The organism is Marinobacter sp. MIT930201, from assembly GCF_047122665.1.
Classification (GTDB): domain Bacteria; phylum Pseudomonadota; class Gammaproteobacteria; order Pseudomonadales; family Oleiphilaceae; genus Marinobacter; species Marinobacter salarius.
Genome location: NZ_CP138916.1, coordinates 4,157,177 through 4,182,853, shown reverse-complemented (window position 1 = coordinate 4,182,853; position 25,677 = coordinate 4,157,177). Strand labels below are relative to the sequence as shown.

The following is a 25,677-nucleotide window of genomic DNA, read 5'->3' as shown; positions in this document are numbered from 1 at the left end:
GGGACAGGATGGATGATCCCGCGACAACCGCATCGCGTTGTCGTCGGGTCTCAAAACTTGCCGGCCTCAGAGTGCCGCCAGAACGGCATCGCCCATCTCTCGGGTCGATACCTTCCGGCCCTCAGAAGACATGATATCCGCTGTCCTCAGGCCCTGATCCAGCACTTTGCTGACCGCCGCCTCTATCGCCTCGGCGGCTTCCTCCTCGCCAAGACTGTACCGCAACATCATTGCGCCACTGAGGATCGTAGCCAGCGGGTTGGCTATGCCCTTGCCTGCAATATCGGGTGCAGACCCGTGACAGGGCTCGTACATACCCTGCTTCTCAGAGTTCAGAGACGCAGAGGGCAACATCCCGATCGACCCCGTCAGCATAGCCGCTTCGTCAGAAAGAATATCACCAAACATGTTGCCAGTCACAATCACATCAAACTGTTTGGGTGCCCTGACCAGCTGCATGGCGGCGTTATCCACGTACATATGGGAGAGCTCGACATCCGGGTACTCCCGGCGCAGATCTTCCATGATTTCCCGCCATAAAACAGTCACTTCCAGCACATTCGCTTTGTCGACAGAGCAGAGCTTCTTGCCACGCTGCTGGGCCGCTTCAAAGGCGACACGGCCAATACGACGAATTTCCGATTCCGTATAGGCGTACGTGTTGTAGCCCTGACGCTCCCCACTTTCCAGTTCGCGGACGCCCCGTGGCTGGCCAAAATAGATGCCGCCGGTTAACTCCCTAACAATCATGATATCAAGGCCGGAGACCACCTCTGGCTTCAGTGAGGATGCAGAAGCAAGCTGAGGATACAGAATGGCCGGGCGCAGATTGGCGAACAACTCAAGGTTGGAGCGCAGCCCAAGCAGTCCTTTTTCAGGACGACTGGCCATCGGGCGTTTGTCCCACTTGGGGCCGCCCACGGCGCCCAGCAGGATTGCGTCCGCCTTACGCGCCTTGTCCAGGGTATCCTCCGGAAGTGGCGTATCCGTTTCGTCGATGGCGGCACCGCCAACCAGGGCGGACTCGAAGTGCAGTTCCAGACCGAATTGCTCGTTTATCTTACGCAGAACCTTTTCCGCTTCGGCAACAATTTCCGGGCCAATGCCATCGCCAGGAAGCATCAGGATAGAACGGGACATAGTGATTCCTTGAAGGTCGATTCGTTGTGGTAATTCAGGGCGGATCAGCGACCGGCATCAAATAACCAGGGTGCCGTTTCGCGCCTCGACGCTTCGTAGGCCTTTATGACCTCCGCGTCTTCAAGCGTAACACCGATATCGTCCAGGCCGTTCAGCAGGCAATGTCGACGAAAATCATCAACTTCAAAGTTGAACGATTCGCCGGACGGCGTGGTAACGGTTTTGGCTTCGAGATCTATCGCCAACTGATAGCCCTCTTCCGCCTCGGTTTCATGAAACAGCCGATCTACAATTTCTTCATCTAAAACAATTGGCAACAAGCCATTCTTAAAGCAGTTGTTATAGAAAATGTCGGCGAAACTGGGCGCAATGATAACGTGGAACCCAAAATCCTCAAGCGCCCAGGGGGCGTGCTCGCGGCTGGAGCCACACCCAAAGTTGCGCCGCGCCAGGAGCACGCTGGCATTTTTGTAGCGATCCTGATTAAGCATGAAATCAGGATTGATGGGCCGCTGTGAGCAGTCCTGGTCCGGCTTGCCTTCATCCAGGTAACGCAGTTCGTCAAACAGGTTCGGCCCGAAGCCGGTACGTTTGATGGACTTCAGAAACTGCTTGGGAATGATCATGTCCGTATCCACATTGGACCGGTCCATGGGGGCAACAATACCCTGGTGTTGCTTTAAGGCTCGCATGGTGTGTCTCCTGTGGATCAGTTCATCATCTCGCGGACATCAACGAAATGCCCGTTGATCGCTGCCGCCGCTGCCATGGCCGGGCTAACCAGATGGGTACGCCCGCCGAAGCCCTGGCGGCCCTCGAAGTTACGATTGGAAGTGGAGGCACAGTGCTCTCCCTGCCCCAATTTATCGGCGTTCATGGCCAGACACATGGAGCAGCCGGGATCACGCCACTCAAGACCGGCGTCAATAAAGATCTTGTCCAGCCCTTCCTGTTCCGCCTGAACTTTCACCAGACCGGAACCGGGCACCACCATCGCCTGCTTGAGTGATGACGACACCTTCCGCCCCTTCACGACCGCCGCTGCTTCACGAAGGTCCTCTATACGGCTGTTGGTACAGGAGCCAATAAACACACGATCCAGCTTGATCTCGGTAATCGGCATGTTCGGCCTCAAGCCCATGTACTTCAAGGCACGGACAATTCCCTCGCGCTTGATGGGATCGGCTTCCGCTTCCGGGTCCGGCACATTACCGCCAACGCCGGCGACCATCTCGGGAGACGTCCCCCAGCTCACCTGCGGCATAATTTCGGAACCGTCGAGCTCAACAACCTTGTCGAACACTGCATCGTCATCGCTGTGCAACGTCTTCCAGTATTCAATGGCTTGCTCGCGCATCTCGCCCTTGGGGGCAAATGGGCGATCCTTGACATAATCAATGGTGGTCTGGTCGACCGCGACCATGCCCACCCGCGCACCGGCCTCGATGGACATGTTGCAGATGGTCATTCGGGCTTCCATCGAGAGGCCACGAATCGCTTCACCGCCAAATTCGATCGCACAGCCTGTGCCGCCGGCGGTGCCGATCTTCCCGATAATGGCGAGAACAACGTCTTTTCCGGTCACCCCGGGCCCAAGCTTGCCATTCACCTTCACCAGCATGTTTTTCATTTTCTGCTGAACCAGGCACTGGGTGGCGAGCACATGTTCCACCTCTGACGTGCCGATACCATGAGCCAGGCAGCCGAATGCACCGTGGGTGGAGGTATGGGAATCGCCACAAACAATGCTCATGCCAGGCAGTGTCGCGCCCTGCTCTGGCCCGATCACATGCACGATGCCCTGGCGTTGGTCCTTGATTTTGAATTCCAGGATGCCGAACTCGTCGCAGTTCTTGTCCAGGGTTTCCACCTGAATCCGGGATACCGGGTCAACAATGCCTTCAATGCCTCGGGCGCGGTCGGTGGTGGGTACGTTGTGGTCCGGCGTCGCCAGGTTGGCATCCAGCCGCCAGGGCTTACGCCCGGCCAGCCGCAGGCCTTCAAAGGCCTGCGGCGAGGTTACTTCATGCAGCAGGTGCCGGTCGATGTAGATCAACGCGGAGCCGTCATCCCGCTGTTTGACGAGATGGTCGTCCCACAATTTGTCGTATAAGGTCTTGCCCGCCATGGTTCTCTCTCACTCTCTGGGGGTTTCTGTTTTTTCAGTATGGTTCTATTTTAACGCCTAGCCTTGAATAACCTCAATTCATGTTTTTTATGTTGCGCATTCCCATTTTGCATATTAGGATTTGGTGGGACCTCCACCAAAAGCTGCAGTTACGGATTCAACCACAATGGATGCAAATTCCCTGAAAGCGTTCCTCACCATCGTCGACCAGGAGTCGTTCTCCGAGGCGGCAGAACTGCTACACCTAACGCAGCCCGCAATCAGCAAGCGGCTGGCTGCTTTGGAGAACCAACTGGGAACGAAGCTGATCGACCGGAGCAATAGACAGGTCCGATTGACGGACGCAGGGGCACGCCTTCTACCCCATGCCCGGCGAATTCTGGATGAAGTGCACAATGCCCGACAGGCGCTGTCAGATCGTGAGGGATCGGTTTCAGGACAGCTGTCGGTGATTGCCAGCCACCACACCGGACTGCATCATCTCCCTGCCTGGTTACGGCGGCTGAACCGGGATTATCCGGAGGTGTCTCTGGAACTGCAGTTCATGGATTCTGAAAGCGCCTTCGGGCAGATGCGTAAACGTACAGCAGAGCTCGCGTTCGTGACCCTGAGCGAGAGCATGGACCAGGCATTCGATGTGCACGTGCGCTGGGAAGATGCCATGGCATTCGTGGTGTCGCCGGAACATCCACTGGCCTCGCTGGACAACCCGGGGCTCGGGGATCTGTCCCGGTATGACGCCCTGCTCCCCGAAGCTGGCACCGCCACCTACCGATCCATCAGCCGACTGTTTCTCGATGCGAGCCTGCCCCTGAAAATCCAGATGCCCACCAACTACCTGGAAACCATCAAGATGATGGCCAGCGTCGGGCTTGGGTGGAGCGTTTTGCCGGTGAGCATGGTCGACGACTCACTTACGGTGCTTTCTGTGCCCCACTCCGTAAGCCGCATTCTCGGCGGTGTGGGACTGAAGGGCCGATCGCTGAGCCCCCAGGCACAGGCACTGCTGGATATCGCAGCAGATCTTCAATAAAACCCGCTAAACACCACAGCAACACCAATCAATGCTCGGGCGGCGGCCTCAGGCCCCGCCAAGTGATGACAATGGCAATGGCCATGGCCGCCGCCCCGCCCCAGAACGCGGCGGAGGTACTGAACCCGTCCACCAGAAAGCCCGACAACCAGGCGCCCAGTGCGCCACCGGCACCAAAGGTCAGCCCACTGTAGAGCGCCTGCCCCTGGCCGTGATGATGCTTCCCGAAGAAACCCTGAATATACTGCACCGAAATAGCGTGCAGGGCGCCGTAAGAGGCCGCATGCAGCAACTGCGCGAAAATCAGCACCGCCACCACATCCGTCACTTCCGCGATCAACACCCAGCGAATCATCGTCAGCGCCAGTGCCGCAATCGCAATCTGCCGCACGGTGAAATTGCGGGTCAGCCGATGCATCACCAGGAACAACCCAATCTCCGCCAGCACCCCTAGCGACCACAACAACCCAATCGCCAACTTTCCGTACCCGTGCTGCTCCAGGTGAATACTGAAAAACGTGTAGTACGCCCCGTGGGATACCTGCAGCAGAAAGTTCATCAAAAAGAACGTCACCACCGCCGGGTGGGTCACAATCGCTTTCAAACTGCCCTTGGGCGCCGGTGGCTTACGTTCTCCCCGCTCCGACGGCACCAGAAACGCCGACACCGCAATCCCCGCAAACACCGGCAACAACAGCCACGGCAACAGAGTGATCGGGATCAGTTCAAGAATCCCTCCAACCAGCGCCACCGCGCCAATAAACCCTACCGACCCCCATAACCGCACCTTGCCGTATTTCTCACGCTGCGTTCCCAGCGACCGTAACGTGATCACTTCATAAAGCGGCAAAATCGCGTTCCAGAAGAACGTAAACGCCAGCATGACCAGCAACAGCCCATAAAACCCGGGCTCCATGAACACACCAGCAAAAAACAGCGACCCCGTAATGGCACCAAACCGAACCAACCGCACCCGTTGGCCAGTCCGATCTCCGAGCCATCCCCACACACTGGGCGCCACGATCTTGGTTAATTGAATTGTCGCCATCAGCGTGGCGATCTCAAGGTAGGAAAAGCCCCGGCCTTCCAGATACAGGGACCAATACGGCAGCAAACCGCCGAGGAGAGCGAAAAACCAGAAGTAGAGGTTTGAAAGGCGCCAATAGATAGGAATGCTCCAATGAGATATCACAGAAGACCGACCGCTGCGGCAAGCAGGGCCTTTCAAAACCGTGGAGGGCCAGGGATGGCCCAACCGAGCCTACATGGACGTACTTGCGGCGTGTTTTGAGAGGCCCTGCTTGCCGCAGCGAGCACCATTACCAACCGCGACCGAGCCCTACAGGGACGTATTTACGGGCGTTTTTTGAACCATGCTCACCGCCGGAACCGCTTCGCGAATTAAGACGACCGGCTAGTTGGCGAATTGTTCCTTCGCAGGCTGGCTGAAAACTCCAATACTCTCACGCCTGCCCAATATTAGGCGTAGACACCGTGACATCCCCATTCTGACCACGATGGCGGAGATAATGATCCATCAACACAATGGCCATCATCGCCTCCGCAATCGGCGTCGCACGAATGCCCACACAGGGATCATGCCGCCCCGTGGTAATCACCTCCACGGGATCACCGTGAACATCAATACTCCGCCCCGGCAACCGCAAACTGGACGTCGGTTTCAGCGCAATACTGGCCAGGATTGGCTGCCCCGACGAAATGCCGCCGAGAACACCACCGGCATGGTTCGACAGGAACCCTTCAGGGGTTAACTCATCCCGGTGCTCCGTGCCTTTCTGGTCAACACACCCAAAGCCCGCTCCAATCTCAACACCCTTCACCGCGTTAATGCTCATCAACGCATGAGCCAGGTCCGCGTCCAGCCGGTCGAAAATCGGCTCACCCAGGCCGGGAGGAACGCCCTCAGCGACCACATTGATACGCGCACCGATGGAATTGCCCTCTTTGCGCAGGGCATCCATATAGGCTTCCATCTCCGGCACCTTATCGGCATCCGGGCAGAAAAACGGATTCTGGTGAACCTGATCCCAATCGATCTTCTCAATGCGGATTGGTCCCAACTGGGAAAGATAACCCCGGATCGTGATGCCAAGGCGCTGCTCCAGAAATTTCCGTGCAACGGCACCGGCGGCGACCCGCATCGCTGTCTCGCGTGCAGAAGACCGACCTCCACCCCGATAATCCCGAACACCGTACTTGTGCATGTAGGTATAGTCGGCGTGGGCAGGACGGAACTGCTCCGAGATCTTCGAATAATCCTTTGAGCGCTGATCGGTATTCTCGATCACCAACCCAATGGGGGTGCCAGTGGTCTTACCCTCGAACACCCCCGAGAGGATCTTCACTTCGTCCGCTTCCCGGCGCTGGGTGGTATGACGCGAAGTGCCGGGCTTGCGGCGGTCCAGATCCCGCTGCATATCAGCCTCGGACAGCTCAAGCCCCGGAGGGCAACCATCAATTATGCATCCGAGCGCAGCCCCGTGGCTCTCACCAAAGCTGGTCACCGTAAACAATTTTCCGAAGCTATTTCCCGACATGATTCAGTATCTTATCCAGGGTATTTAATGTAGGTCTTCAGCAGTCAACAGAAACACACCGTCGCCGCCATTCTCAAATTCCAGCCAGGTAAACGGCATATCCGGATAGGCTTCCTGCAACGCCACCCAGCTATTCCCGACCTCAACAATCAAGAGGCCACCCGGGTTCAGGTAATCGGCTGCCCTCGCGAGTATCCGATGAGCGATGTCCAGCCCATCTCCCCCGGCAGCAAGGCCAAGTTCCGGTTCGTGGCCATACTCCGCCGGCATATCCGCAATATCGTCAGCGTCCACATAGGGAGGGTTGCTGAGGATGACATCGTATCGACCTTCAAGCCCATCGAACACATCGGACCGTACGGTGCTTACCCGGTCACCAACCTCGTGATAATCGATATTGACCGCGGCCACGTCGAGGGCGTCGGTAGAGATATCCGCAAGGTCCACCTCGGCGTCCTCGAATACGCTCGCGGCTGCAATGCCAATACAGCCACTGCCAGTACACAAGTCCAGGATCCTGCCCACGGGTTTGTTACCCAACCAGGGTTGCAACCCGCCTTGAATCAGCTCTCCCAATGGTGAACGCGGCACCAGCACGCGTTCATCCACATGAAATGGCAGCCCCATAAACCAGGCTTCACCCAACAGATAAGCCAAGGGAACCCTGTCGTCAATACGGCGTTGCATGCGATCAAGGATCAGCGCACGTTCTTCACGGGTCAGCCGCGCATCCAGAAACAGGGTATTGTTTTCCAGAGGCAAATGGAGGCTGCGCATAACCAGTTGCACAGACTCATCCCACACGTTGTCAGTGCCGTGGCCAAAATAAAGAGGCGAATCGGCAAAACGAGAAGAAACGTACCTCAGGTAGTCTCTGACGGTGTGCAGGTCATCAATGGGGTTACTCACGCACGCTCATCCTGTTCGGAAATGATCAAGGCGCTGAATTATACGCTCTTTCCGGCACAGGCTGCAGCCCACCGCCGCAATTGCGGTTTCAGGGTCATATCGCCATCGGGCCAGAGCTGTTCTGGTTCTCTTCGTACCGGTCCAACGCGGCGGCCATACGTTCCCGTCCAAGCTGAATCAATTCGGGCGCCTTGTGGTAGTCATAGCTGCGGCTGGCGTTCTTGGGAATGTTCACCAGCAAATCGGGTGGATACCCAGCGATCTTGTATTGTACCAAGGCGCTTTGCATGGTTTCGACGGTCAGGTTCATGACATCGAACTTGCCAATACCCAGCTTATCCCAGTCAATGGTCTCGTGATCATCCTGATGTTTCTTCGGTTCCGATTTTATCGCGGGCGTCTTTTTATTGTGCTCGTTCTTCGCCACCGCCTTGCTGATTTTCTCTTCCGGTGAAGCCGACGAACCACCCTCTTTCTTGGTACTGAAGGTCTTCAGGGCATCCCAGTCAAACCAGCGGGAGGCCTTATCACGGATTTTTTCGACCCATTCCTCGGTATCATCGTCGTCAGGGTTTGCAAACGCCGCATCCGGCAATCGCCGCCCGCGGTCATCTTCGCCACTGAGGTTTACGGCCACAATCATATCGGCATGGGAGGAAATGGTCGGAATGATCGGCAGTGGATTGAGCAAGGCGCCGTCCACCAGCACGCGGCCATTCAACACCAGAGGCGTCACCACACTGGGTATGGCAACCGACGCCCGGATGGCCTGATCCAGCGGCCCTTCCTGAAACCAGATTTCCTTATGGGCAAGGAGATCCGTCGCCACAGCCGTATAGGCGATCGGAAGGTCTTCAATTCGGGTATTTCCAATCATTTCCCGCACCACGGAGAATATCTTTTCTCCACGAATGGCGCCGACGGAGCTAAAAGTCACATCCAGCAGTTTCAGCACATCGAACTGGCCCAGGCCAGTTACCCAGTCCTTGTAATCCTTCATCTTGCCGGCTGCAAACACGCCCCCGATCAAGGCTCCCATGGAACAGCCGGAAATGGCGACAATGTCGTAGCCTCTTTCCACCAGTATCTCGATCGCACCTATATGGGCATAGCCCCTGGCCCCGCCACTGCCAAGAGTCAGCGCTACGGTCTTGCCCTTGCCGGGCGCCGTCGGCCGGGGATCGCCTTTCTCGGACGCCGACTGAGCAGCGGATATTCCGGTGCTCGTGACAATCTGGGAGATATCGTCTGCCGGCTTCTGATCTTCGTCCTGAAGCTCTGTCCCGGATGGCCTGTTCATTCCCTTCACCTCGTAATCACCATCACTTCAACCCGGTCACCTTGCCGATCGGGATTTGGTATCACAACCGTGGGGCCAACCGTAATGATCATCTGGCGGCTTTCGGAAACGCCACTTTTGGCCAACACCTGGGAAAGTGACTGCGCTGCAGCCTCTGCCCGCTCCATAGACGCTTCCAGGGTTTCATTATCCTTGAGCTGGGAATAGGCCGTCAGTACTACCCGGGCTTCAGCGTCGCCGGCCCAGTCATTGATGATGCGCCGGTCGGCACCGCTCCACTCAAAGCGGTAGGTGATGCCACCCTGCCAGGGCACAATCACCGGCCCCTTGATTCTGGCGCTTTCGTTGCCCATTCCCGGAATATCAGTTCCCTGAGGCGCGACCAAATGTTCAACCCAGACAAACTGGCGCTGGTTGGCGCGGGTAACCGTATACACCAGCGTCAGCCACGGCTGGCCATTCTCATCGACCGAACCGGCAACAAGATAGTCCTGATTGTTGTCCCGCCCATAGAGACTGGATTGATCAAAAATCTGGTTGGCCCACACGTTACTGCGCCCGCAATTCCTTCCGGAACATTCAAACAGTATCTGGGCGCCACGGGCCTGCAGTTCCCTTAGATAGTGATCGCGAGCCTCTTCCCGGTTGGCACCGCCCTGGACTTCATATAACTGCCCGACGCCCTTGACCGGGAGCCGGGCCATGGACGCGGAGCGGATCTCGTTGTTCACCTCACGAACCGGGCTGAACAACACCAGGTGCCCCGGCGACTTGATGCTGATTTCCTGATCAAGGCGCGCCTCCGGAAACGGTTCCGGCGGTGGCATTTGCGCCGACACCATGGTCGAAAACCCCATGAACATGGCGGCGACCCACACTACTGACTGCGACAAGCGCTTATTCTGCATCGTCTAAAAAGCCTCTGACTGCATCAATGACGGGTTCAACATTCCCGTCCAGGTGGCAATGGTGGCCTCCGGGCACGGCCACCACATCCAGGTTCGCGATCGCATCCAAACGTGAATCAAGTTCCGGGCGACTGGCCAGGAGCCCCTGCGTCGCACGCAGGAAACGTGTTGGCGTGACTACTTTCTTCAGGCAAGCGGTCACTTGCGCTTCGTCCATCATTATCATCGATGGATGGCGCAAACGCGGATCGGTTTGCCACACGAAACCATCACCGGAAGACTTCATGCTCCGCGTTACCAGCATTCTCGCGGCTTCTGGCGACAGGGGGATCATGCCACCCTCCCGAGCCTTGGCTGCCAACTCTATGTCAGGGTATACGACCGCTTTCCCTGAACCCGTCATTCGTTTGATGATCGACTTGCGCATCTGATCGATCACCTCATCCGGTTTACGACTGATCGGCCCAATGCTGTCGATCATGACCAACCGACGCACCCGTTCCGGAAACGCCGCCGCGTAGAGCACGCTGACAATCCCGCCGAGTGAATGACCCACCAGATCAATCTGCCCTTTCGGCGAGTCTTTGAAATGGGTCTCAACCAGTTCTGCCAGGTCCGCCACATAATCCATCAACTGGTAACCCTGGCCTTCAGGCCGGTGCCCGGAACGCCCGTGCCCAGCCATATCGAGGGAGTACACATCGCGATTTCCCGCCAACGCCGGGGCCAATCTGGCGAATGACAGGGCGTTATCCAGCCAGCCGTGGATCATCAGCACCGGCCAGGTTTCAGAGGCCGTGGCAGCGGGCCAGTGCAGGCCTGCCAGGTCGATGTGTTTAAGAGACCAGTTGATTTCCCGACACGTCATTGTTGTATCAGGTGGGGTTTCCAGAATGGTGTCGTTCATTGAAGCGCTTACATAGTGTGGGTGGGTCGATCCGAGCTCAATGAACCCGCCAGGTAGGACTCGATTTTGGTACGCGCGGTTTCGTCTTCACCATCGAACTGCACACCAATGCCCGCTGCACGGTTGCCCTGGGCACCCTTCGGGGTAATCCAGATCATCTTGCCCGCCACGGGGATTTTTTCCGGCTCATCCATCAGGTTGAGCAACAGGAACACTTCATCGCCCAATTGATACTGTTTTTGCGTGGGAATAAACAACCCGCCCTGCCGGATATAAGGCATGTAGGCGGCGTAGAGTACCGCCTTGTCCTTGATGGTCAGCGTGAGAATGCCACTGCGTGCGCCAAAACCAGGCCCCATAGTAAACACCTTTCTCTGTATTGATAGCTCTGTATTGATAGCAACCGGATTGATAACAACCGGAGTCAATAAACTCCTGATATTCCGCAATCATAGCAGTAGTTGTTAATCACTGCCCTATCCTGCCGCGCCATTGGTCACTCCGTTTATCCCGCAGCTGGCCTGCGGCGCGGCATGAGTTTCTGCCATGCGATCAGCAATCGGCCCGCTTCCAACTCAGGGTTCACGTTGTAAACGCCGGCAGACCTGGACTCGTGGATCGCATCCAGGAGTTCATGGGCCCGCCAGGAAGGATTGTTTCTGGCAAGGAACGTTAACATGTCCGCCGCTTCCGCATCCCGGGGCTGCCCCCCGGCACTGATGCGGGCCAGGTCACCAGCCCAGCCTTCAAATAGCCATAGAGCACTTTCAAGCCCCATTGCCTTGAACGGCTTTGCAGCCTCGGAAAGAGTGAGCTGACCCTTCATGAAATGGCGGAAGTTGTCCAACGCCTCATCCCGCAGGCTAATAAACTCTCCGGTAGCATATTCCAGGGCCAGCCGCGGCGCATTGGCTGCCAGTACCAGCGCCTTGGCGCATTGCTCCGGCGTTGGTCTGTTGTCGCCATCCATCGCTTTGACCGCCGTCGCCAGCCAGCCAGCAGCCTGATCTCTGTCCGGCGTAGCAATCAGCAAACTCTGGCAGCGGGAACGGATCGTCGGCAATACCGGCCTGCCACTCTCCTGCAGCAGCAGAAGCACCACATCTTCGGCGGGTTCTTCCAGGGTTTTCAGCAACGCGTTGGCGGAATTGATGTTCAACTGGTCCGCCCGATCAATAATGGCCACCTTGCGGGAGGCCACCTGGGGAGAGCCGACCGCGAATGCGGACAGCGCACGAATCTGATCAATCTTGATCATCCGTGATTTTTCCGGTGCGTAAATTCGGATATCCGGATGGGTGCCCGCGGCAACCAGCTCGCACTGCTTACAGATGCCACAAGGGGACCCTGCGTCCATATCCGCCTTTTCACAGACCAGCAACCCGGCCAGCGCGTTGGCAAACAGACGCTTTCCCACGCCGTTCTCGCCCGTCACCATCAGGGCATGGGGCATCCTGTTGCCGGCGATGCGTTGGAGCAGTCGGCTCCAGGCGTCTTCAAGCCATGCCATGGTTGCTATGGATGCGTTCACGTATTCACCCCTTTGATGAACTGGTTGACGGTCGATCCGCCTGTCGTTTCATCGTGGCCAGCAATCGCTTCATTTTCGCCAGTTCGCCATGATGACCGGTTTCGGAACCCCGGCCATAGTAATGTTTGTTGATCAATCGGGCAAAAGCCGTTGCTGTGCCGGCCGCCGCGGGTTTTGCCCGGGCAAGCCTTGAGGCCAGTTGGGAGGGTGTTTCACCGTGACGTACAGGCACTCCCGAACGGTCACACAACCGATACCAGCGGCTGACGAGACGACCAAGCGGGTCCCGGCTTTCCACGCGACGGTACTGCCAGGCGGTAACCAAACCCGCCAGTAACAGCGCCATACCGACAATGCCCGCGGTAATATAGCCAAGCTCCCGCATTCCTATCCCTCCAGGCAAACGCGACATCAGGTCCATCTGTGACTGCCCCTGATATCCGACAACCCAGCGCTGCCAGTGGTAATTAATCTTATCGAGCTGCAGGGAAGCCCACTGCAGCATCGCCAAATCGCCGTAGCGCTGTGGCGATGTCCAATCGTTCTCAAGGAACGAGCCTTCCTCAGCCACCGCCTCCCGTAGACCAAACTCAATACGCTCGGGAGCAATGGCAGCTGTCGGGTCCACCCGCACCCAACCCTGGCCGGGGAACCACGCTTCCACCCAGGCATGGGCATCGTACTGCCGCACAATCAGATATTCGTCATCTGCGCCGGGTGACCCACCCTGATATCCGACCACCACTCGGGCCGGAATACCCGCTGCGCGCAACACAAACGTGGTAGCCCCGGCGTAGTGGGCACAGAAACCCCGCTTTTCATCGAATAACAGGCTGTCGATGCCATCCACGGGCATAGCGGGTGGGCGCAGGGTGTAGAAATAGGCCTGCTCCCGGAAACGGGTCAGAAGCTGCTGCACCACTGCCTGAGGGTTGTCGTGTTGGCCAGCCAGTTGTTGCCCGAACGCCCTTGCCCTCGGGTTGCCGCTTTGTGGTAACTGTAGATAACGCTGAAGGTTATCGGGCTCCGCACTGGCATCCTCCGTTGTTTGGTTCCCGACCAACTCCATCCGGTAACGGACCGCGCTGTCAGCCGGCCGGTCAAACCGGAACAGATTCTCATCCGTTTGCTTTACATTATTGGAGACCGCCCTGGAGTTCTCCAGAGCAAAGGCCCAGGTCTGGTCCGTGGGTTCCAATAACACCTCGTACTGGTTGGGCCCGAGCGTCCCTACGCCACCATCAACGTCAACACGGCCAAGCCGGCGAAACGGCTTTCCAAGGCCCTGTTGCCAAGTGTCTCCGTCAAGGCGATCCAGGATAAGCCCGCGCCAATATCGGTCCCGGTAGGCCGGTAACTCACCGCCAAAGGTGACGCGAAAGGCTCGCTCACTGCTCTGGGCGAGACTCGAGATATCACCGGGAGTCATGGTGTCGCTGATTCCAGTTCGGGCTTCGCCGGAAACCAGCGGCACACTCCAGAGCGGCGACATGCGCGGGAAGAACACGAACAGGAGCACTACAATCGGCAAGGTCTTAACCAGCATCAGCCCCAAGCGCCGCCATCCCTTCTTCATGGCACCGGGAATTTCCGGCGCATTCACCACCTGCAGGCCGATTAACAATAAGGCAACGCCCGCAATGTTAATGACACTCCAGTGAATCTCCTGATGAAACAGAAAGTTGACTGTCGCCAGGTACACCAGGATAAAAAACAGCACATAGAAATCCCGGGTGGATCGGGTCTCAAGCCATTTAAGCCCCACCGCCAGCACAAAAAACGACGCCGCAGTATCAACGGTGAAACGCCCCTGCACAGTTGCGATATAAACGGCCACCAGTACCAGCATGATCCCGGTACGCATCCACCTTCCCGGTAACCTGACCTGCCCGGATTGCGCCAGCCACCGCCAGCCAGCAAGTACAGCGCAACTGGCCACCAGCCAGATCGGCAATCGGTCCCACTGGGGAATCAGTAACAACCCAAAGCCTGCGATCAGCCATATCAACGCGCGGCCCGATACCAATTCCGCAGCCTGTAAGGAGCGTGAACTCGGCGAATTACTCAGGAACCTGCGAATCATGCCCGTCCCTCCCCGAAACCAGACGACGCAGAGGTCCGATTCCCAACCTCTTCGGAGCGGGTACCATGGGGCAGAGGACCACCTTCCCTTGGTTGTTCAAGGCCAAAGATGGCCAGCGCCTTAAGGCACCGGTTGGCGTGAGCAGCACCGGTGTCAGGTTCAATCACCTGCCCCGGCAGATTCAACCCGAAACGGCTGTTCTTGCGGGCCCGTTCCATCACCTGATGAGCCAGGTAACCCAGGCGCAGCTCACGGTCCACGCCCCTGAAAGCGTCGTAATCAAGCCAGTGGGGGCTGCCCTGTTCACCTTCCCAGTCGGTAATCACCATCTCACCGGTACGGGCGTATCGTTTCCACTGAACCCTCTGGCTCAGATCCCCCTCCCGCCAGGGCCGAATGTCGGCATGGTCATTCCCATCCGTCGAGCGGGCCTTCGATTGCTCCTCTCCGTCCTGAACCGTGCTGGTCACATCCGGGGCGGCCAGAGGGTTTGGATAGACAATGCCGGACGTGACCGGCCGCAGCCAGGACCAGGCCTTGAAAAGGCCAAAAGGAAAGCGGGTTTCCACGCGGATACGTTCCGGCTGCAGGTAGCCACGTTGATAGGACGGTATCGCCAGGGTCATATCCTCCTGCTGCCCGGCTGGCACGTGCTGGTTTTCGAGTTGACTGTCATCGCAGAACAGGGATATCGCCAGCGAATCATGACGGGGCGACACAGCCCTTAAACGGAAGGGTATCGTATCGCCGGTAAAGCCATCACCGGCCTGTATGAGTGTCAGTTCCAGCCCCGACAGGTTGCGGTGGGTCTGGTGCATGGCCGCAACAACTACTGCGCCCAACAGAAATGTGAGCATGTATATCAGGCTGTTCTGGTAGTTAATTCCGGTAATCAGCATGATCAACAGTAAACCGGCAAACACCACCCCGGCACCCGTGGGCAGGATAAAAACATTGCGCTGTCCGAATATTCGCTGATCGGCTCGCGGAATCCGCTGGTTGACCCAGCGCTGCCATCGCGAACGAAATGCCTTCAACATAAGAGTCCTGTTACAAAAACTGGATGGTTACGCCTGTTATATAAACACGTTTGCGCGGTTTTACAGAAGAATACTGACAATAGTCCGATTCTGATCACAAACACCACAAAATCGCCTTGAAATCCGAATCTCTGAGAAGAATACTGCAACCAAGGAGCATACTGACTGCAGTTTAGTGTCGGAAGCGCCTCCATTTCGCGTTTGGACACGGCAAGAGGCTACGCCATGAACCGCCGAACACCCTTGTACATCGCTCTGGCTGGTACGGCCAGCCTGGCTGTTTCGTTTAGCTCCCCGCTGATGGCCGGGGTGCAGACCCTGACCTCTGACGAAATGGTTGAAACCTACGTGAAGGATTCCGCCGTCATCGTGGTGCCTAAAGAACGGCAGAAAACCGACGCGGACCGGCAGCAGATTATCCGCTCCCTGACCATTTCTCCGGGTGAGCCGGTGCTAACGGAAGCGGAAGAGGAAGCCTATCGCGAAGCCCTTGAACGCTTCGAACGGGAAGGCAAGAAAGGTGCCCTTGAGAGCGCGGAAGAGGAGTTCCTCCGGCGCGCTCTGCTGCTGCCCCAGGAAGAACTCGCCCGGGTGCAGCCCCCAGCGGAGTTCACCCCAACCATTCCGCCCATTATTTTCGGACAGCAGGCCCAAATACCCGACGAGCCATTCAGCCAGACCTTTCTGAACGATCAACTGGGCGTTGGGTTTGACGGCCAGAACCTGAACTTCACCATTGGCAACCCGCCGGGTATTGATACGATCCAGGTGCCCCATGGCATTAACGAAGGCCCGATCACATTAACACCCCGTCCTGGCGGTGGGTTTGATCTGTCTATAGCGGTGCCGGATCGCTAAAACTATCTCTACAGGTCCGAAACACAAAGAGCGGTAACTCCTTGCGAGTCACCGCTCTTTTTTTGCCTGCACTTTATAGCAGGCAAAAAAAAACGCCCCGCAGGGCGGGGCGTTCACACCAGAGGTGTTATGCGATCAGCTTATTTTCCGTATACAGCCAGCTTGGTGTTGCTGATGTGCAGGTTGTCGATACCGATAGTACCGATGTTTGCACCGCCGATAACGGTTTCGGCAACGTTGATGTCCATCAGGACGTCATCAACATCTACACGCAGTACGTTGGTCGCTGTGGAAGCACCGAGACCGTCACCCTTGTAGATGTCCAGGCCGATGATTGCAAATCCAGCCTGCGCCAATCCGATCTTGCGCTGCTCTTCAGCGGTCGGAGCAGTAGGATCTTCCGCGAATACAGCTGCCAGACCAGCGGCCCCAAGCACTTCACCGCCAGACTCGGAGCTATTGATGGTCATTCCGCGGACACCAACGCCGAGGAAGTCAACATCGAAGCTCATTTCGTTAACGGTGAACGCTGCATCCAAATTAAGGGTGCCGGTGCCCGCCATTTCGTTTCCAGCTCCGTCTGTAACGTTATCCGTATCTACACGGATATCCAGAGCACCGAGGAGACCCCAGGCGTCCATGTTCGAAACCAGAACGGTGTTTTCGCCACCGTTACCGTTAAGCTCCATGGATCCAGCGGTGAAACCCCAGTCGATGGGTACAGGGTTACCACTGCCGTCGGTTTGCAGGGAACCAACGTGAATGACAGCGTCGCCATCGTCAGCGATGTCGATGTCGATTTTCAGTTGGTCCAGCAAAGCGCCTGCACCGGTAGCTGCGGCATAGTCAGCTGCAGACTGAGAGCTACTGGCCAACGCACCACCGAGAGCGATGTCCTTTACGGCGAATGTACCTTCGTCCGTGTAGGTAAACTGACCAATGTTTACCTGAGTTTCCAGCTCAATGGTCACACCGGCCTGACCGGTGACGTTACCCATCATGCTGTCGTCCATCGCCTGCAGCTCGGCTTGAGCGGCGAAGGGCGCAGCGGCAACGGCTGTTGCCAGTGCAAGTTTCTTCAGGCCTTTCATATTGTTCTCCTTGATTGAACTTATTGTTATCCAGTTGAACTTTTTAACTTTGTTGTGAGGCTCAACCTCACCACTCCATTTAAGATTGTTTTACACTCTGGTTCCGTGAATGCATTCACAAATTGTCACAAAACAAAGCAGTTCTTAATAAAAGCAACTTATTCACTATAAATTCATGCACTTGGCTCATTCGTCACTCTCCTTTTTTGCATCATAGAAGATCTGAAATGGCTTATCCTGAGACATCGGTTCACCGAAACTTGCTTCACCATCCTCCAATCTGACCGGTATCAGCTTGATTCCAGAAACTCCAAGCCTATGCTCATGCTCCAGAGCCATTGCTCGGATCGTCTCGCCATTTTTTTCAACGCTTCCTGGGTAGGCAATGACCGCCGCATGAATTTCACCTCGGCGCGCAATGGCCTTTAGCCCAGCGCGATACATTAAAACCTTTACATTTCCAGGGGCCTGCTCAGCTTCCTCTTCCAATCTCATTTGTTGAACCTTGTCAGACTTCATGACCATGAAAGCCATCGGACGAAAGATGCCAGCTTCCTCGAGTTCATCGCCCGCCTGATTGACCACCTGGTCCGTCATTTCCCTGAGATGCCTCTGAGCAACCGCAACCACCGCGGCCAGGTCTTTGTCGTCCAGCTTGCCATCGGATAGCACATGATCTTCCCGATCAATCGCATCCTGCGCCAACGCCGCGGTGGAAATCGCACATCCGGCGATCATCGCCAAGACAAATCGCTTACCAATGCCGTTACAAGTCTTCATACTGGTTACTGCCCTTAGGATTATTGTTTAGAATGCACCGGCCCAAGCCTTTTCGAGCCCGAAGTCAGGTGACTTGCCGCACAGGCTACCGTGAACCCATGCAAGATTTTGTTAAGTATGTAACATCGTGAAAACATTAAGTGCGGAAGAGGCAGAGCGCCTCGTTTCACAGATCAGCAGCCAACATGGGTTTATCGACTACACCGACGCCGGCAGGCAACGGCGGATTGTCACGGCGTTCCCGCTGAAACATTGGCCAGTCCCCAAGGACGCGCTATCGTTCTCACGCCTGACGGACGTGCTGGAGCAGGCTTGGGCAGGACTGGCTGAAGCGTCGAGCCGGGAACTGGCAGGCGGCATCATGGGCACCCTGTTTTACGAGGCTGGCAACCACACGGTCCCCGGATTCTCCGGCGAGGCCAGTGAGAGGGATTATGGCTATATTGGGCTTTATCTCTGGCAGCTGACGCTGGATGTTTCGGGTGCCAATTCGCCCAGGCTCGATTTTCATCCCGAGTGTGACGATAGAACCCGTGAACGGGTGCTGAACCTCACCGGCGAAAAGCCGACGCGCCCTACTCCTTTTCACATCAGCCCGGGATTTACAGCCGACCAACCCGCCGAACACTACCGCAATGGCGTATCCCGGGTGCTTAGCTATATCCATGCCGGGGACTGCTATCAGGTCAACCTGTCCAACAAGTACACCGGCGGCTACCAGGGCGAGCCGTACACAGCGTTCCGAGCTTTGTGCCAGGCCGTTCCGGTCCCCCACGCTGCGTACATCAACGCTGGTTCCTATCAGGTCCTCAGCATTTCACCAGAGCTGTTCCTGAGTATTGAAGATGGCAACAGGGTCATCAGCAAACCCATCAAGGGTACCCGGCCCCGGGATCTGAACTCGCCGGCGAACGACCAGCGGATCGCCGAATCCCTGGCCGCCGCTGAAAAGGACCGGGCCGAAAACCTGATGATCGTGGACTTGATTCGCAACGACCTGTCGCGATTCTGCGAGCCGTTTTCCGTCACGGTGCCACAGCTTTTCAGTATCGAAAGCTATGAAAACGTCCATCAACTGGTCAGCACGGTGGAAGGCCGGCTGCAACCAGAGAACACACCGTTAAAAGCCCTTCTCTCTGCCTTCCCCGGGGGCTCTATCACGGGTGCACCCAAACGCAGGGCGATGGAGATCATCGACGACCTGGAACCACATCGTCGCGGGCCTTACTGCGGCTCGGTCTTCCGTTGGGATTTTTCCAATAACCTGGAGAGCAATATCGCAATCCGAACCCTGATGACGGATTCAGAAGGAAAGATTCACTGCTGGGCGGGATGTGGCATCGTCGCGGATTCAGACCCGGATGATGAGTACCGGGAATCCGTGGACAAGGTTCAGAAGCTGATGAGCGTACTGGAAGCGTTATAGAGGGCAAATTGCAAAGGAGGAAAAGCCAGGACAAAGAGCTTGCCCCGGCCTCTTGTCCGCGCTATCAGTTATGGATGGCGCTGGCCTTCAGAAACTCGCCCTTAAGCTCTTCAAACGTATGTACCGCCGGGAACTGGGGGAACTCCTCGATCACGTTCTTCGGCGCGTGAAACAGGATGCCCGCTTCCGCCTGGCCCAGCATGGTGGTGTCGTTGTAGGAATCACCCGCCGCAATAACACGGTAGTTCAGCAGCTGGAAGGCACGCACTGACTGACGCTTGGGGTCACGCTGGCGCAGCAGATAATCGGTAATCCTGCCGTCTTCGTTTACTTCCAGCTTGTGGCACAGCAGTGCCGGATAGCCCAGCTTGGCCATCAGCGGCATGGCGAATTCATAGAAGGTGTCGGAAAGAATCACCACCTGGAACCGCTCCCGCAGCCAATCCAGGAACTCCCGTGCGCCGGGCAGTGGGTCCAGCTCGCCGATCACTTCCTGAATCTGCGGCAGGCCATAGCCGTGCTGGTCCAGCAGTTTCAGGCGCTGCTGCATCAGTACGTCGTAATCGGGAATGTCGCGGGTGGTCGCCTTGAGCTCCTCAATGCCGGTTTTTTCCGCAAACGCGATCCAGATTTCCGGGATCAGTACTCCTTCAAGGTCAAGGCACGCGAGTTCCACAATGGTCTCCTGATAGTTGAACGCTGGTCAGCCCGGCGAAGGCCGCCGGGGATTGGAATCAGGCGGTATGATAAGAAAAACCGGGGCGGAATGCATCGTACATCTGTGCGGCTATAACGATATACTCCCCCATTCCTTCAGACTGTTGCCGGTTAATGGTAGATTTATCACACATTTACACTCCAGGTGATCCTTTCAAATGACGGACATTGCACAGTTACAGGCCGAGCTTGAAGGCGCGAGCCCCAGGGCTATCCTCAAGGCCGCTCTGGCGAAGTACGACAACATTGCCATTTCCTTCAGCGGTGCGGAAGACGTCGCACTGATTGAGTTGGCCCATAAGCTGACAGACAACCTTCAGGTATTCACCCTGGATACGGCGCGCCTTCATCCGGAAACCTATCAGTTCATTGATCGGGTCCGCGAGCACTATGGCATTAACATTGAGGTGATGTTCCCCGATGCTGCGGAAGTGCAGGATCTGGTCACCCGCAAGGGCATGTTCAGTTTCTATGAAGACGGCCATGGCGAATGCTGCGGTATCCGCAAGGTCAATCCGTTACGGCGAAAACTGGCCACGGTTGATGCGTGGATTACCGGCCAGCGCAAGGACCAGAGCCCCGGCACCCGCAATGACGTGCCTGTGGTACAGATTGACGACGCCTTCTCTACGGACGAGAAAACGCTGGTAAAGTTTAATCCGCTGGCGAACTGGAGCTCGAAGGAAGTCTGGGACTATATCCGTATGACGGAAGCCCCCTACAACAAACTGCACGAAAAGGGCTTTGTCAGCATTGGCTGCGAACCCTGCACACGCCCTATCCTGCCAGGACAGCACGAGCGCGAGGGCCGCTGGTGGTGGGAAGAAGCCACGCAGAAGGAGTGTGGCTTACACGCCGGAAACCTGATCGCCCGCGAATAAACCTTCCAGCCAGGCCCGTCAGTAGGTCAGTAGGTCGGCAGATCGATGTCGTTGAACAGTTCCTCGATCTCCGTCCTGCTGCCCTGGTGGGTCACCGCTTCATCCACCCTCTCACGGGTCAGATGCGGAGCAAATCGCTGGATGAAATCGTACATATAACCGCGCAGGAACGTCCCCTTGCGGAAGCCAATCCGGGTCACGCTCGGACGGAAGAGTTGACTGGCGTCCAGGCAGACAAGATCGGGGTCATTCTGCTCGTCGAACGCCATGCTGGCGATGATGCCAACCCCAAGACCCAGCCGCACATACGTCTTGATCACATCGGCATCAGCGGCGGTAAACACCACTTTCGGGGTCAACCCGTGGGCCTGGAAGGCCTCGTCCAGCTTCGAACGGCCGGTAAAGCCAAACACGTAGGTGACCAGCGGAAATTCGGCAAGATCCGGCAACGTCAGTTCGGATTTCTGCGCCAAAGGGTGATCTTTCGGCACAATGATGCTGCGGTTCCATTTGTAGCACGGCATCATGATCAGGTCGTTGAACAACTCCATGGCCTCGGTGGCAATGGCGAAATCCACCGCGCCATTGGCGGCCATTTCTGAAATCTGCATGGGGGTGCCCTGGTGCATGTGCAGGGACACCTCGGGGTAGGACTCAATAAAGCCCTGGATGATGGGCGGCAGCGCGTAGCGAGCCTGGGTATGGGTGGTGGCAATGCTCAGGTCGCCCTTGCGCTGGTTACTGAACTCCTGCGCAATTTTCTTGATGCCTTCCACACGGCGCAGTATTTCACCCGCCTCACGAATAATAATTTCACCGCCAGGTGTAATACGAGTGAGATGTTTGCCGCTGCGCGCGAAAACTTCCAGGCCCAGTTCGTCTTCCAGAAGACGGATCTGCTTGGATATTCCCGGCTGCGAGGTAAACAGACTCTGGGCAGTGGCGGATACGTTGAGATCATGGTGCGCAACTTCCCAGATATAGCGCAACTGTTGTAATTTCATCTACCCTGTCGCTCCCCATAAGGCCCGGTACAGACCGGGCATGTATACGCTGATCTTATTAGAAGAATATGCATAAAAACGTGATTTTTCATTCTTATTGAGTATACAGAATCCCATCCAACACAGTTTAGACCAAAAACGCCAGAACGCAGCATGACGACGGCGTCATTTGTCTTTGCGGCCCTTGACTTAACTGTGACAAAGCACACAATCCGTTATCTGGTGTCCCGTCTGGTTAATTCGTTAACCTACTGAGCCACTGAGGGTCTTGAGAGCTAGGCGCGATGGTGAAGGTTTGGTGGCTCCAAATCGAACCAGCGCAACGCGGCTATCAAGACCCTCAGTGGCTCCCGAAGGGCGAGACGCTGCGGCCTCTGGCCCGTGTTGCCAGCCCTTGATGTGGAACCACCACACCTGCGGACTGACGCCTTGGCCAGAGGCCGCAGCGTCACGCAGTAGGTCAACGAATTAACCATACGGGACACTTGCCATTTACGGGCATTCAGGGAAACGATGCTGTTAACCACCAAATTCCTCAGACCAACCGCGGACCCCCGTTCGGTAAAACGGGAACGCCTGAGCGCCCTGCTGCAGCCGGACGGTGCCAAGCGGTTGAATCTGGTAGTGGCGCCAGCGGGTTTTGGCAAGACCACGCTGGTCAGCCAATGGTGCTCCCAGTCCCCTTCTACCGTTGCCTGGCTATCCCTGGATGAGCATGATGACGAGCCACGCCGATTCTGGCAGTACGTGGTGGGGGCGTTTGAACACAATGGTCTCGTGGGTCTGGAGCAATGCCGTCAACAACTCAGCCACTGCAGCCTCCAGGAACTGGAAGGCCCCATTACCGGGCTGATCAACGTTCTCGCCGCCGATGGAGCGCCCTGGTCGCTGGTCCTGGACGACTATCACTTTATCCGTGACCCACAATTACAGCGCCAGGTGTCGTATTTCATGGACTACCTGCCGCCTGGGTTCCTGGTGACCCTGGCATCCCGTACCGAACCAGCTTTGCCGCTCTCACGCTGGCGGGTGCGCCGCTGGGTGGAGAACATACACCCAGGCCTGCTGGCGTTTTCCGAGGAGGAGTGCCAGCGCTTCTTCCACGACACCATGGGGCTTGAACTCTCCGAGCTGGAGATTCGCAGGATCTGCAGCAAAACCGAGGGGTGGGTGGCCGCCATGCAATTGTCCGCGCTGTCCGGCGGTAGCATCGATGATCAGAAATCCGGGGCCGGCCACCAACGCATCGACCTGGACGAGCGACGCATCAGCGATTACGTATTGACCGAAGTGCTGGAGCAGCAACCTGCACCGGTGCGCGACTTCCTGCTTGATACCGCCTGTTGCCCACGCCTGTGTGCCTCACTCTGCGATGCGGTTCGCGGCACTACCAACAGCCAGGTCCTGCTGGAACAGCTGCTGCGGGAGAACCTGTTCCTGATTCCGCTGGACACCCACAATGAATGGTTCCGTTATCACGACCTGTTCCGGGACGCGCTGTTACAACGGGTGAGACAGTTCAAGCCGGAAGATACCGAAAAGCAGTGGCAGCGGGCAGTCCACTGGTTGCTGATCCATGGCCACGTTCAGGAAGGCATTTCCCAGATTGTCCAGCATCAGGACTGGCCCTGGCTCGCAAAGGTACTGGCTGAACACGGCAACAACCTGATCCACGGCGGTTTTCATCTTCCGGTGCTGAGCTGGCTGGATTCCCTGCCCGCCAACACTCTGCAGGACAGCCCACAACTGTTGATGCTGAGAGTGTGGGCGCTGTTTTTCGCCAACCGGGTAGACGTGCTGGAGCCACTCCTGGGCGAACTGGAAGACATGCTCGACCAACAGGTGGCCGATTCCCACCCCGATGCCGAGGGCGCCCTGGGCCTGCAGAGTGAGATTTCACTGATCCGCTCTTATCTGGCGCGATCGAAAAGCGACGATAAAAGCGCCAGCGACCTGACCCAACAGGTATTGCGTGACATTGACCACACACGCATACCCTTGAAATCCGTGACCTATTACGGAGTCGGACTGGACTATTACGGTAAGGGGGACCTGGCAGCCGCCGAGGACGCCCTGACCTCCGCTGTGCGTTATGGGGAACTGGAGCGCAAACCCAGTACCGTACTCTCAAGCGGCGGCCTGCTTGCATGGATTCAGTACAACCGCGGAGATATCGACGAAGCCCTGGATACCTGCACCCGTGTGCGGCAATGGGTCGACCAGCACCACAGCGACCCACGCCAGCCCATGTTGATTTCATGCTGGCAAAACAGCGCCCTGATCGAGATTTACCGGGAGCGAAACGAACCCCAGTTGGCCGCCTCCTACCTGGCCCCGCTGCTGGACCATGTCAACAATGGCACCGAACCGGGGCAGCACGTGGTTATCCAGTACGTGCGTGGCCACCTGGCCTTCAGTGAAGGGCGCTACCAGGAAGCGATGGAAGCATTGGAAGATGCCGCCAGCGTTGCAAGACGTCGTCGGGACCACATCCTGTTCGAGCCGCCAGCCTGCTCAGCCATGCTGGCTCGTTGCTATCTCGCCACCGGTCATCTGGAGCTGGCGAAAAAATGGGTGCAACAGGTGAGCACTGACCGGTTCACCAATCCGCTGAACCGGGAACAGAACCAAATCAGCATCGCCCGTGTTCAGGTGGCGCTTGGCCGCCCGGGCGACGCCATGGCAACTTTGGCCCCCCTCCGACTCAGCGCAGAGCAGGATCAGCACTACCGCCATCTGGTGGAAATCCAGTTGGTCTACAGCGAGGCGCTGTTCGCCGAAGGTAAAACGAAAGAAGCGGAACAGATGCTGGCCCAGGCCGTCCAGCGGGCATCAGAGGCCGGATTCATGCGCCTGCTTGCGGAGGAGAGTCCTACCATCCGCCAGCTGTGTAGAGCGCTGCCGGTTCTCAAGGCGCCAGGCCGCTGGAACAGCCGGGTCACAGCCATGCTCTCGGAACTGGCAGAGGCAGAAACCGCTGAAACAGAGCCGGAAGACTCGCAGAGGGATACGCAGGCGGCCCCGGGCAACACAGATCTCCCCGAACCCCTGAGTCAGCGGGAACTGGAAGTGCTGGATCTCATCAATCAGGGCCTCGCCAACAAGGACATCGCAAACACGATGGGGGTGGCGCCTACCACCGTAAAAGCCCACATTCGCAACCTTTACGGCAAGCTTGCAGTCGGATCCCGCACCGAGGCGTTGGCAAAAGCAAGGGAACTTCGGCTACTGGCCTGACTCTTGACTCACTGAAGCCGTCTTTCGGGCAACTTTTGTGACGCGCATCACGCTTTTGTCGAATTTTATACGCCCACTACGCCCTTTGGACGATCCGGATACGCCCCCTCCTCCCTTACTATGCTCCCAACGCTGAGGGAAACCTC

General features: G+C 57.1%; 22 protein-coding genes. 5 read left to right on the top strand and 17 right to left on the bottom strand.

Annotated features, from left to right (window positions below; all coding sequences use genetic code 11):
• Positions 1–66 precede the first annotated feature (66 nt).
• The 3 genes from leuB to leuC are packed head-to-tail and all read right to left on the bottom strand — an operon-like array spanning position 67 to position 3,268.
• The gene (gene leuB / locus SIC19_RS19010) at positions 67–1,140 is read right to left on the bottom strand and encodes a 3-isopropylmalate dehydrogenase (protein WP_127401383.1); all 1,074 of its coding nucleotides are present in this window, start codon (positions 1,138–1,140) and stop codon (positions 67–69) included.
• Between the two features lie 44 nt (positions 1,141–1,184).
• A complete protein-coding gene (leuD, locus tag SIC19_RS19005) occupies positions 1,185–1,832 on the bottom strand; it encodes a 3-isopropylmalate dehydratase small subunit (RefSeq protein WP_036205483.1) in 648 nt (215 codons plus the stop codon).
• A 17-nt stretch (positions 1,833–1,849) separates the two neighbouring features.
• A complete protein-coding gene (gene leuC, locus SIC19_RS19000) occupies positions 1,850–3,268 on the bottom strand; it encodes a 3-isopropylmalate dehydratase large subunit (protein ID WP_127401386.1) in 1,419 nt (472 codons plus the stop codon).
• Positions 3,269–3,434: 166 nt separating this feature from the next.
• Here leuC and SIC19_RS18995 point away from each other — a divergent pair, with 166 nt between their 5' ends.
• Positions 3,435–4,301, top strand: coding sequence for a LysR family transcriptional regulator (locus SIC19_RS18995; protein ID WP_127401391.1), 867 nt, complete (start codon positions 3,435–3,437; stop codon positions 4,299–4,301).
• A 28-nt stretch (positions 4,302–4,329) separates the two neighbouring features.
• Here SIC19_RS18995 and SIC19_RS18990 read toward each other — a convergent pair whose 3' ends face one another.
• The 10 genes from SIC19_RS18990 to SIC19_RS18945 all read right to left on the bottom strand — a co-directional run bounded on the left by SIC19_RS18990 (position 4,330) and on the right by SIC19_RS18945 (position 15,537).
• Positions 4,330–5,493 (bottom strand): MFS transporter, encoded by a 1,164-nt coding sequence (locus SIC19_RS18990; RefSeq protein ID WP_226909921.1) that lies wholly within the window; start codon positions 5,491–5,493, stop codon positions 4,330–4,332.
• 271 nt (positions 5,494–5,764) lie between these two features.
• Complete coding sequence (gene aroC / locus SIC19_RS18985) at positions 5,765–6,859, bottom strand: chorismate synthase (RefSeq protein ID WP_127401393.1); 1,095 nt, start codon at positions 6,857–6,859, stop codon at positions 5,765–5,767.
• Between the two features lie 24 nt (positions 6,860–6,883).
• The gene (prmB, locus tag SIC19_RS18980; RefSeq protein ID WP_036205478.1) at positions 6,884–7,768 is read right to left on the bottom strand and encodes a 50S ribosomal protein L3 N(5)-glutamine methyltransferase; all 885 of its coding nucleotides are present in this window, start codon (positions 7,766–7,768) and stop codon (positions 6,884–6,886) included.
• Positions 7,769–7,862: 94 nt separating this feature from the next.
• Positions 7,863–9,068: a patatin-like phospholipase family protein gene (locus tag SIC19_RS18975; protein ID WP_036205477.1), complete on the bottom strand. Its 1,206-nt coding sequence runs from the start codon at positions 9,066–9,068 to the stop codon at positions 7,863–7,865.
• A 5-nt stretch (positions 9,069–9,073) separates the two neighbouring features.
• A complete protein-coding gene (locus SIC19_RS18970; RefSeq protein WP_226909922.1) occupies positions 9,074–9,976 on the bottom strand; it encodes a DUF4892 domain-containing protein in 903 nt (300 codons plus the stop codon).
• The gene (locus tag SIC19_RS18965; protein ID WP_075195244.1) at positions 9,966–10,883 is read right to left on the bottom strand and encodes an alpha/beta fold hydrolase; all 918 of its coding nucleotides are present in this window, start codon (positions 10,881–10,883) and stop codon (positions 9,966–9,968) included. The genes SIC19_RS18970 and SIC19_RS18965 overlap by 11 nt, the downstream gene beginning before the upstream one ends.
• 8 nt (positions 10,884–10,891) lie before the next feature.
• Complete coding sequence (locus SIC19_RS18960) at positions 10,892–11,242, bottom strand: PilZ domain-containing protein (protein WP_412535555.1); 351 nt, start codon at positions 11,240–11,242, stop codon at positions 10,892–10,894.
• 146 nt (positions 11,243–11,388) lie between these two features.
• The gene (gene holB, locus SIC19_RS18955) at positions 11,389–12,393 is read right to left on the bottom strand and encodes a DNA polymerase III subunit delta' (protein WP_036205475.1); all 1,005 of its coding nucleotides are present in this window, start codon (positions 12,391–12,393) and stop codon (positions 11,389–11,391) included.
• 25 nt (positions 12,394–12,418) lie between these two features.
• Positions 12,419–14,497, bottom strand: coding sequence for a transglutaminaseTgpA domain-containing protein (locus SIC19_RS18950; protein WP_127401395.1), 2,079 nt, complete (start codon positions 14,495–14,497; stop codon positions 12,419–12,421).
• Positions 14,494–15,537: a DUF58 domain-containing protein gene (locus SIC19_RS18945; protein ID WP_127401397.1), complete on the bottom strand. Its 1,044-nt coding sequence runs from the start codon at positions 15,535–15,537 to the stop codon at positions 14,494–14,496. The genes SIC19_RS18950 and SIC19_RS18945 overlap by 4 nt, the downstream gene beginning before the upstream one ends.
• 225 nt (positions 15,538–15,762) lie before the next feature.
• On the opposite strand from SIC19_RS18945, the gene SIC19_RS18940 reads away from it, so the two are divergent.
• Positions 15,763–16,395: a hypothetical protein gene (locus SIC19_RS18940; protein ID WP_036205472.1), complete on the top strand. Its 633-nt coding sequence runs from the start codon at positions 15,763–15,765 to the stop codon at positions 16,393–16,395.
• A 140-nt stretch (positions 16,396–16,535) separates the two neighbouring features.
• On the opposite strand, the gene SIC19_RS18935 is transcribed toward SIC19_RS18940, so the two are convergent.
• Together SIC19_RS18935 and SIC19_RS18930 are read right to left on the bottom strand one after the other, a co-directional pair.
• A complete protein-coding gene (locus tag SIC19_RS18935) occupies positions 16,536–17,486 on the bottom strand; it encodes a DUF6160 family protein (RefSeq protein WP_041333282.1) in 951 nt (316 codons plus the stop codon).
• 186 nt (positions 17,487–17,672) lie between these two features.
• On the bottom strand, positions 17,673–18,266 hold the full coding sequence (locus SIC19_RS18930; RefSeq protein WP_075195247.1) for a hypothetical protein: 594 nt from the start codon (positions 18,264–18,266) through the stop codon (positions 17,673–17,675).
• Positions 18,267–18,393: 127 nt separating this feature from the next.
• Here SIC19_RS18930 and pabB point away from each other — a divergent pair, with 127 nt between their 5' ends.
• Positions 18,394–19,692 carry an aminodeoxychorismate synthase component I gene (pabB, locus tag SIC19_RS18925; protein WP_083637183.1) on the top strand — a complete coding sequence of 433 codons (1,299 nt, stop codon included), beginning with the start codon at positions 18,394–18,396 and terminating at the stop codon, positions 19,690–19,692.
• Between the two features lie 64 nt (positions 19,693–19,756).
• Here the strand turns inward: pabB and thrH are convergent, their stop codons facing one another.
• Positions 19,757–20,368 carry a bifunctional phosphoserine phosphatase/homoserine phosphotransferase ThrH gene (gene thrH / locus SIC19_RS18920; protein ID WP_041333276.1) on the bottom strand — a complete coding sequence of 204 codons (612 nt, stop codon included), beginning with the start codon at positions 20,366–20,368 and terminating at the stop codon, positions 19,757–19,759.
• A 199-nt stretch (positions 20,369–20,567) separates the two neighbouring features.
• Here thrH and SIC19_RS18915 point away from each other — a divergent pair, with 199 nt between their 5' ends.
• Positions 20,568–21,290, top strand: coding sequence for a phosphoadenylyl-sulfate reductase (locus SIC19_RS18915; protein ID WP_007152588.1), 723 nt, complete (start codon positions 20,568–20,570; stop codon positions 21,288–21,290).
• 26 nt (positions 21,291–21,316) lie between these two features.
• Here SIC19_RS18915 and cysB read toward each other — a convergent pair whose 3' ends face one another.
• Positions 21,317–22,294, bottom strand: coding sequence for an HTH-type transcriptional regulator CysB (gene cysB / locus SIC19_RS18910; RefSeq protein ID WP_041333274.1), 978 nt, complete (start codon positions 22,292–22,294; stop codon positions 21,317–21,319).
• A 513-nt stretch (positions 22,295–22,807) separates the two neighbouring features.
• Between cysB and SIC19_RS18905 the strand changes: the two genes are divergently transcribed.
• Positions 22,808–25,531 carry a LuxR C-terminal-related transcriptional regulator gene (locus tag SIC19_RS18905; RefSeq protein WP_075195248.1) on the top strand — a complete coding sequence of 908 codons (2,724 nt, stop codon included), beginning with the start codon at positions 22,808–22,810 and terminating at the stop codon, positions 25,529–25,531.
• Positions 25,532–25,677: the final 146 nt, after the last annotated feature.

Bases quoted from the DNA above. Each gene is read 5' to 3' on its own strand.
- leuB (WP_127401383.1), bottom strand. From the start codon at position 1,140: ATGTCCCGTTCTATCCTGATGCTTCCTGGCGATGGCATTGGCCCGGAA.
- leuD (WP_036205483.1), bottom strand. From the start codon at position 1,832: ATGCGAGCCTTAAAGCAACACCAGGGTATTGTTGCCCCCATGGACCGG.
- leuC (WP_127401386.1), bottom strand. From the start codon at position 3,268: ATGGCGGGCAAGACCTTATACGACAAATTGTGGGACGACCATCTCGTC.
- SIC19_RS18995 (WP_127401391.1), top strand. From the start codon at position 3,435: ATGGATGCAAATTCCCTGAAAGCGTTCCTCACCATCGTCGACCAGGAG.
- aroC (WP_127401393.1), bottom strand. From the start codon at position 6,859: ATGTCGGGAAATAGCTTCGGAAAATTGTTTACGGTGACCAGCTTTGGT.
- SIC19_RS18975 (WP_036205477.1), bottom strand. From the start codon at position 9,068: ATGAACAGGCCATCCGGGACAGAGCTTCAGGACGAAGATCAGAAGCCG.
- SIC19_RS18970 (WP_226909922.1), bottom strand. From the start codon at position 9,976: ATGCAGAATAAGCGCTTGTCGCAGTCAGTAGTGTGGGTCGCCGCCATG.
- SIC19_RS18965 (WP_075195244.1), bottom strand. From the start codon at position 10,883: ATGAACGACACCATTCTGGAAACCCCACCTGATACAACAATGACGTGT.
- SIC19_RS18960 (WP_412535555.1), bottom strand. From the start codon at position 11,242: ATGGGGCCTGGTTTTGGCGCACGCAGTGGCATTCTCACGCTGACCATC.
- holB (WP_036205475.1), bottom strand. From the start codon at position 12,393: ATGGCATGGCTTGAAGACGCCTGGAGCCGACTGCTCCAACGCATCGCC.
- SIC19_RS18950 (WP_127401395.1), bottom strand. From the start codon at position 14,497: ATGATTCGCAGGTTCCTGAGTAATTCGCCGAGTTCACGCTCCTTACAG.
- SIC19_RS18945 (WP_127401397.1), bottom strand. From the start codon at position 15,537: ATGTTGAAGGCATTTCGTTCGCGATGGCAGCGCTGGGTCAACCAGCGG.
- SIC19_RS18940 (WP_036205472.1), top strand. From the start codon at position 15,763: ATGAACCGCCGAACACCCTTGTACATCGCTCTGGCTGGTACGGCCAGC.
- SIC19_RS18935 (WP_041333282.1), bottom strand. From the start codon at position 17,486: ATGAAAGGCCTGAAGAAACTTGCACTGGCAACAGCCGTTGCCGCTGCG.
- SIC19_RS18930 (WP_075195247.1), bottom strand. From the start codon at position 18,266: ATGAAGACTTGTAACGGCATTGGTAAGCGATTTGTCTTGGCGATGATC.
- SIC19_RS18915 (WP_007152588.1), top strand. From the start codon at position 20,568: ATGACGGACATTGCACAGTTACAGGCCGAGCTTGAAGGCGCGAGCCCC.
- cysB (WP_041333274.1), bottom strand. From the start codon at position 22,294: ATGAAATTACAACAGTTGCGCTATATCTGGGAAGTTGCGCACCATGAT.
- SIC19_RS18905 (WP_075195248.1), top strand. From the start codon at position 22,808: ATGCTGTTAACCACCAAATTCCTCAGACCAACCGCGGACCCCCGTTCG.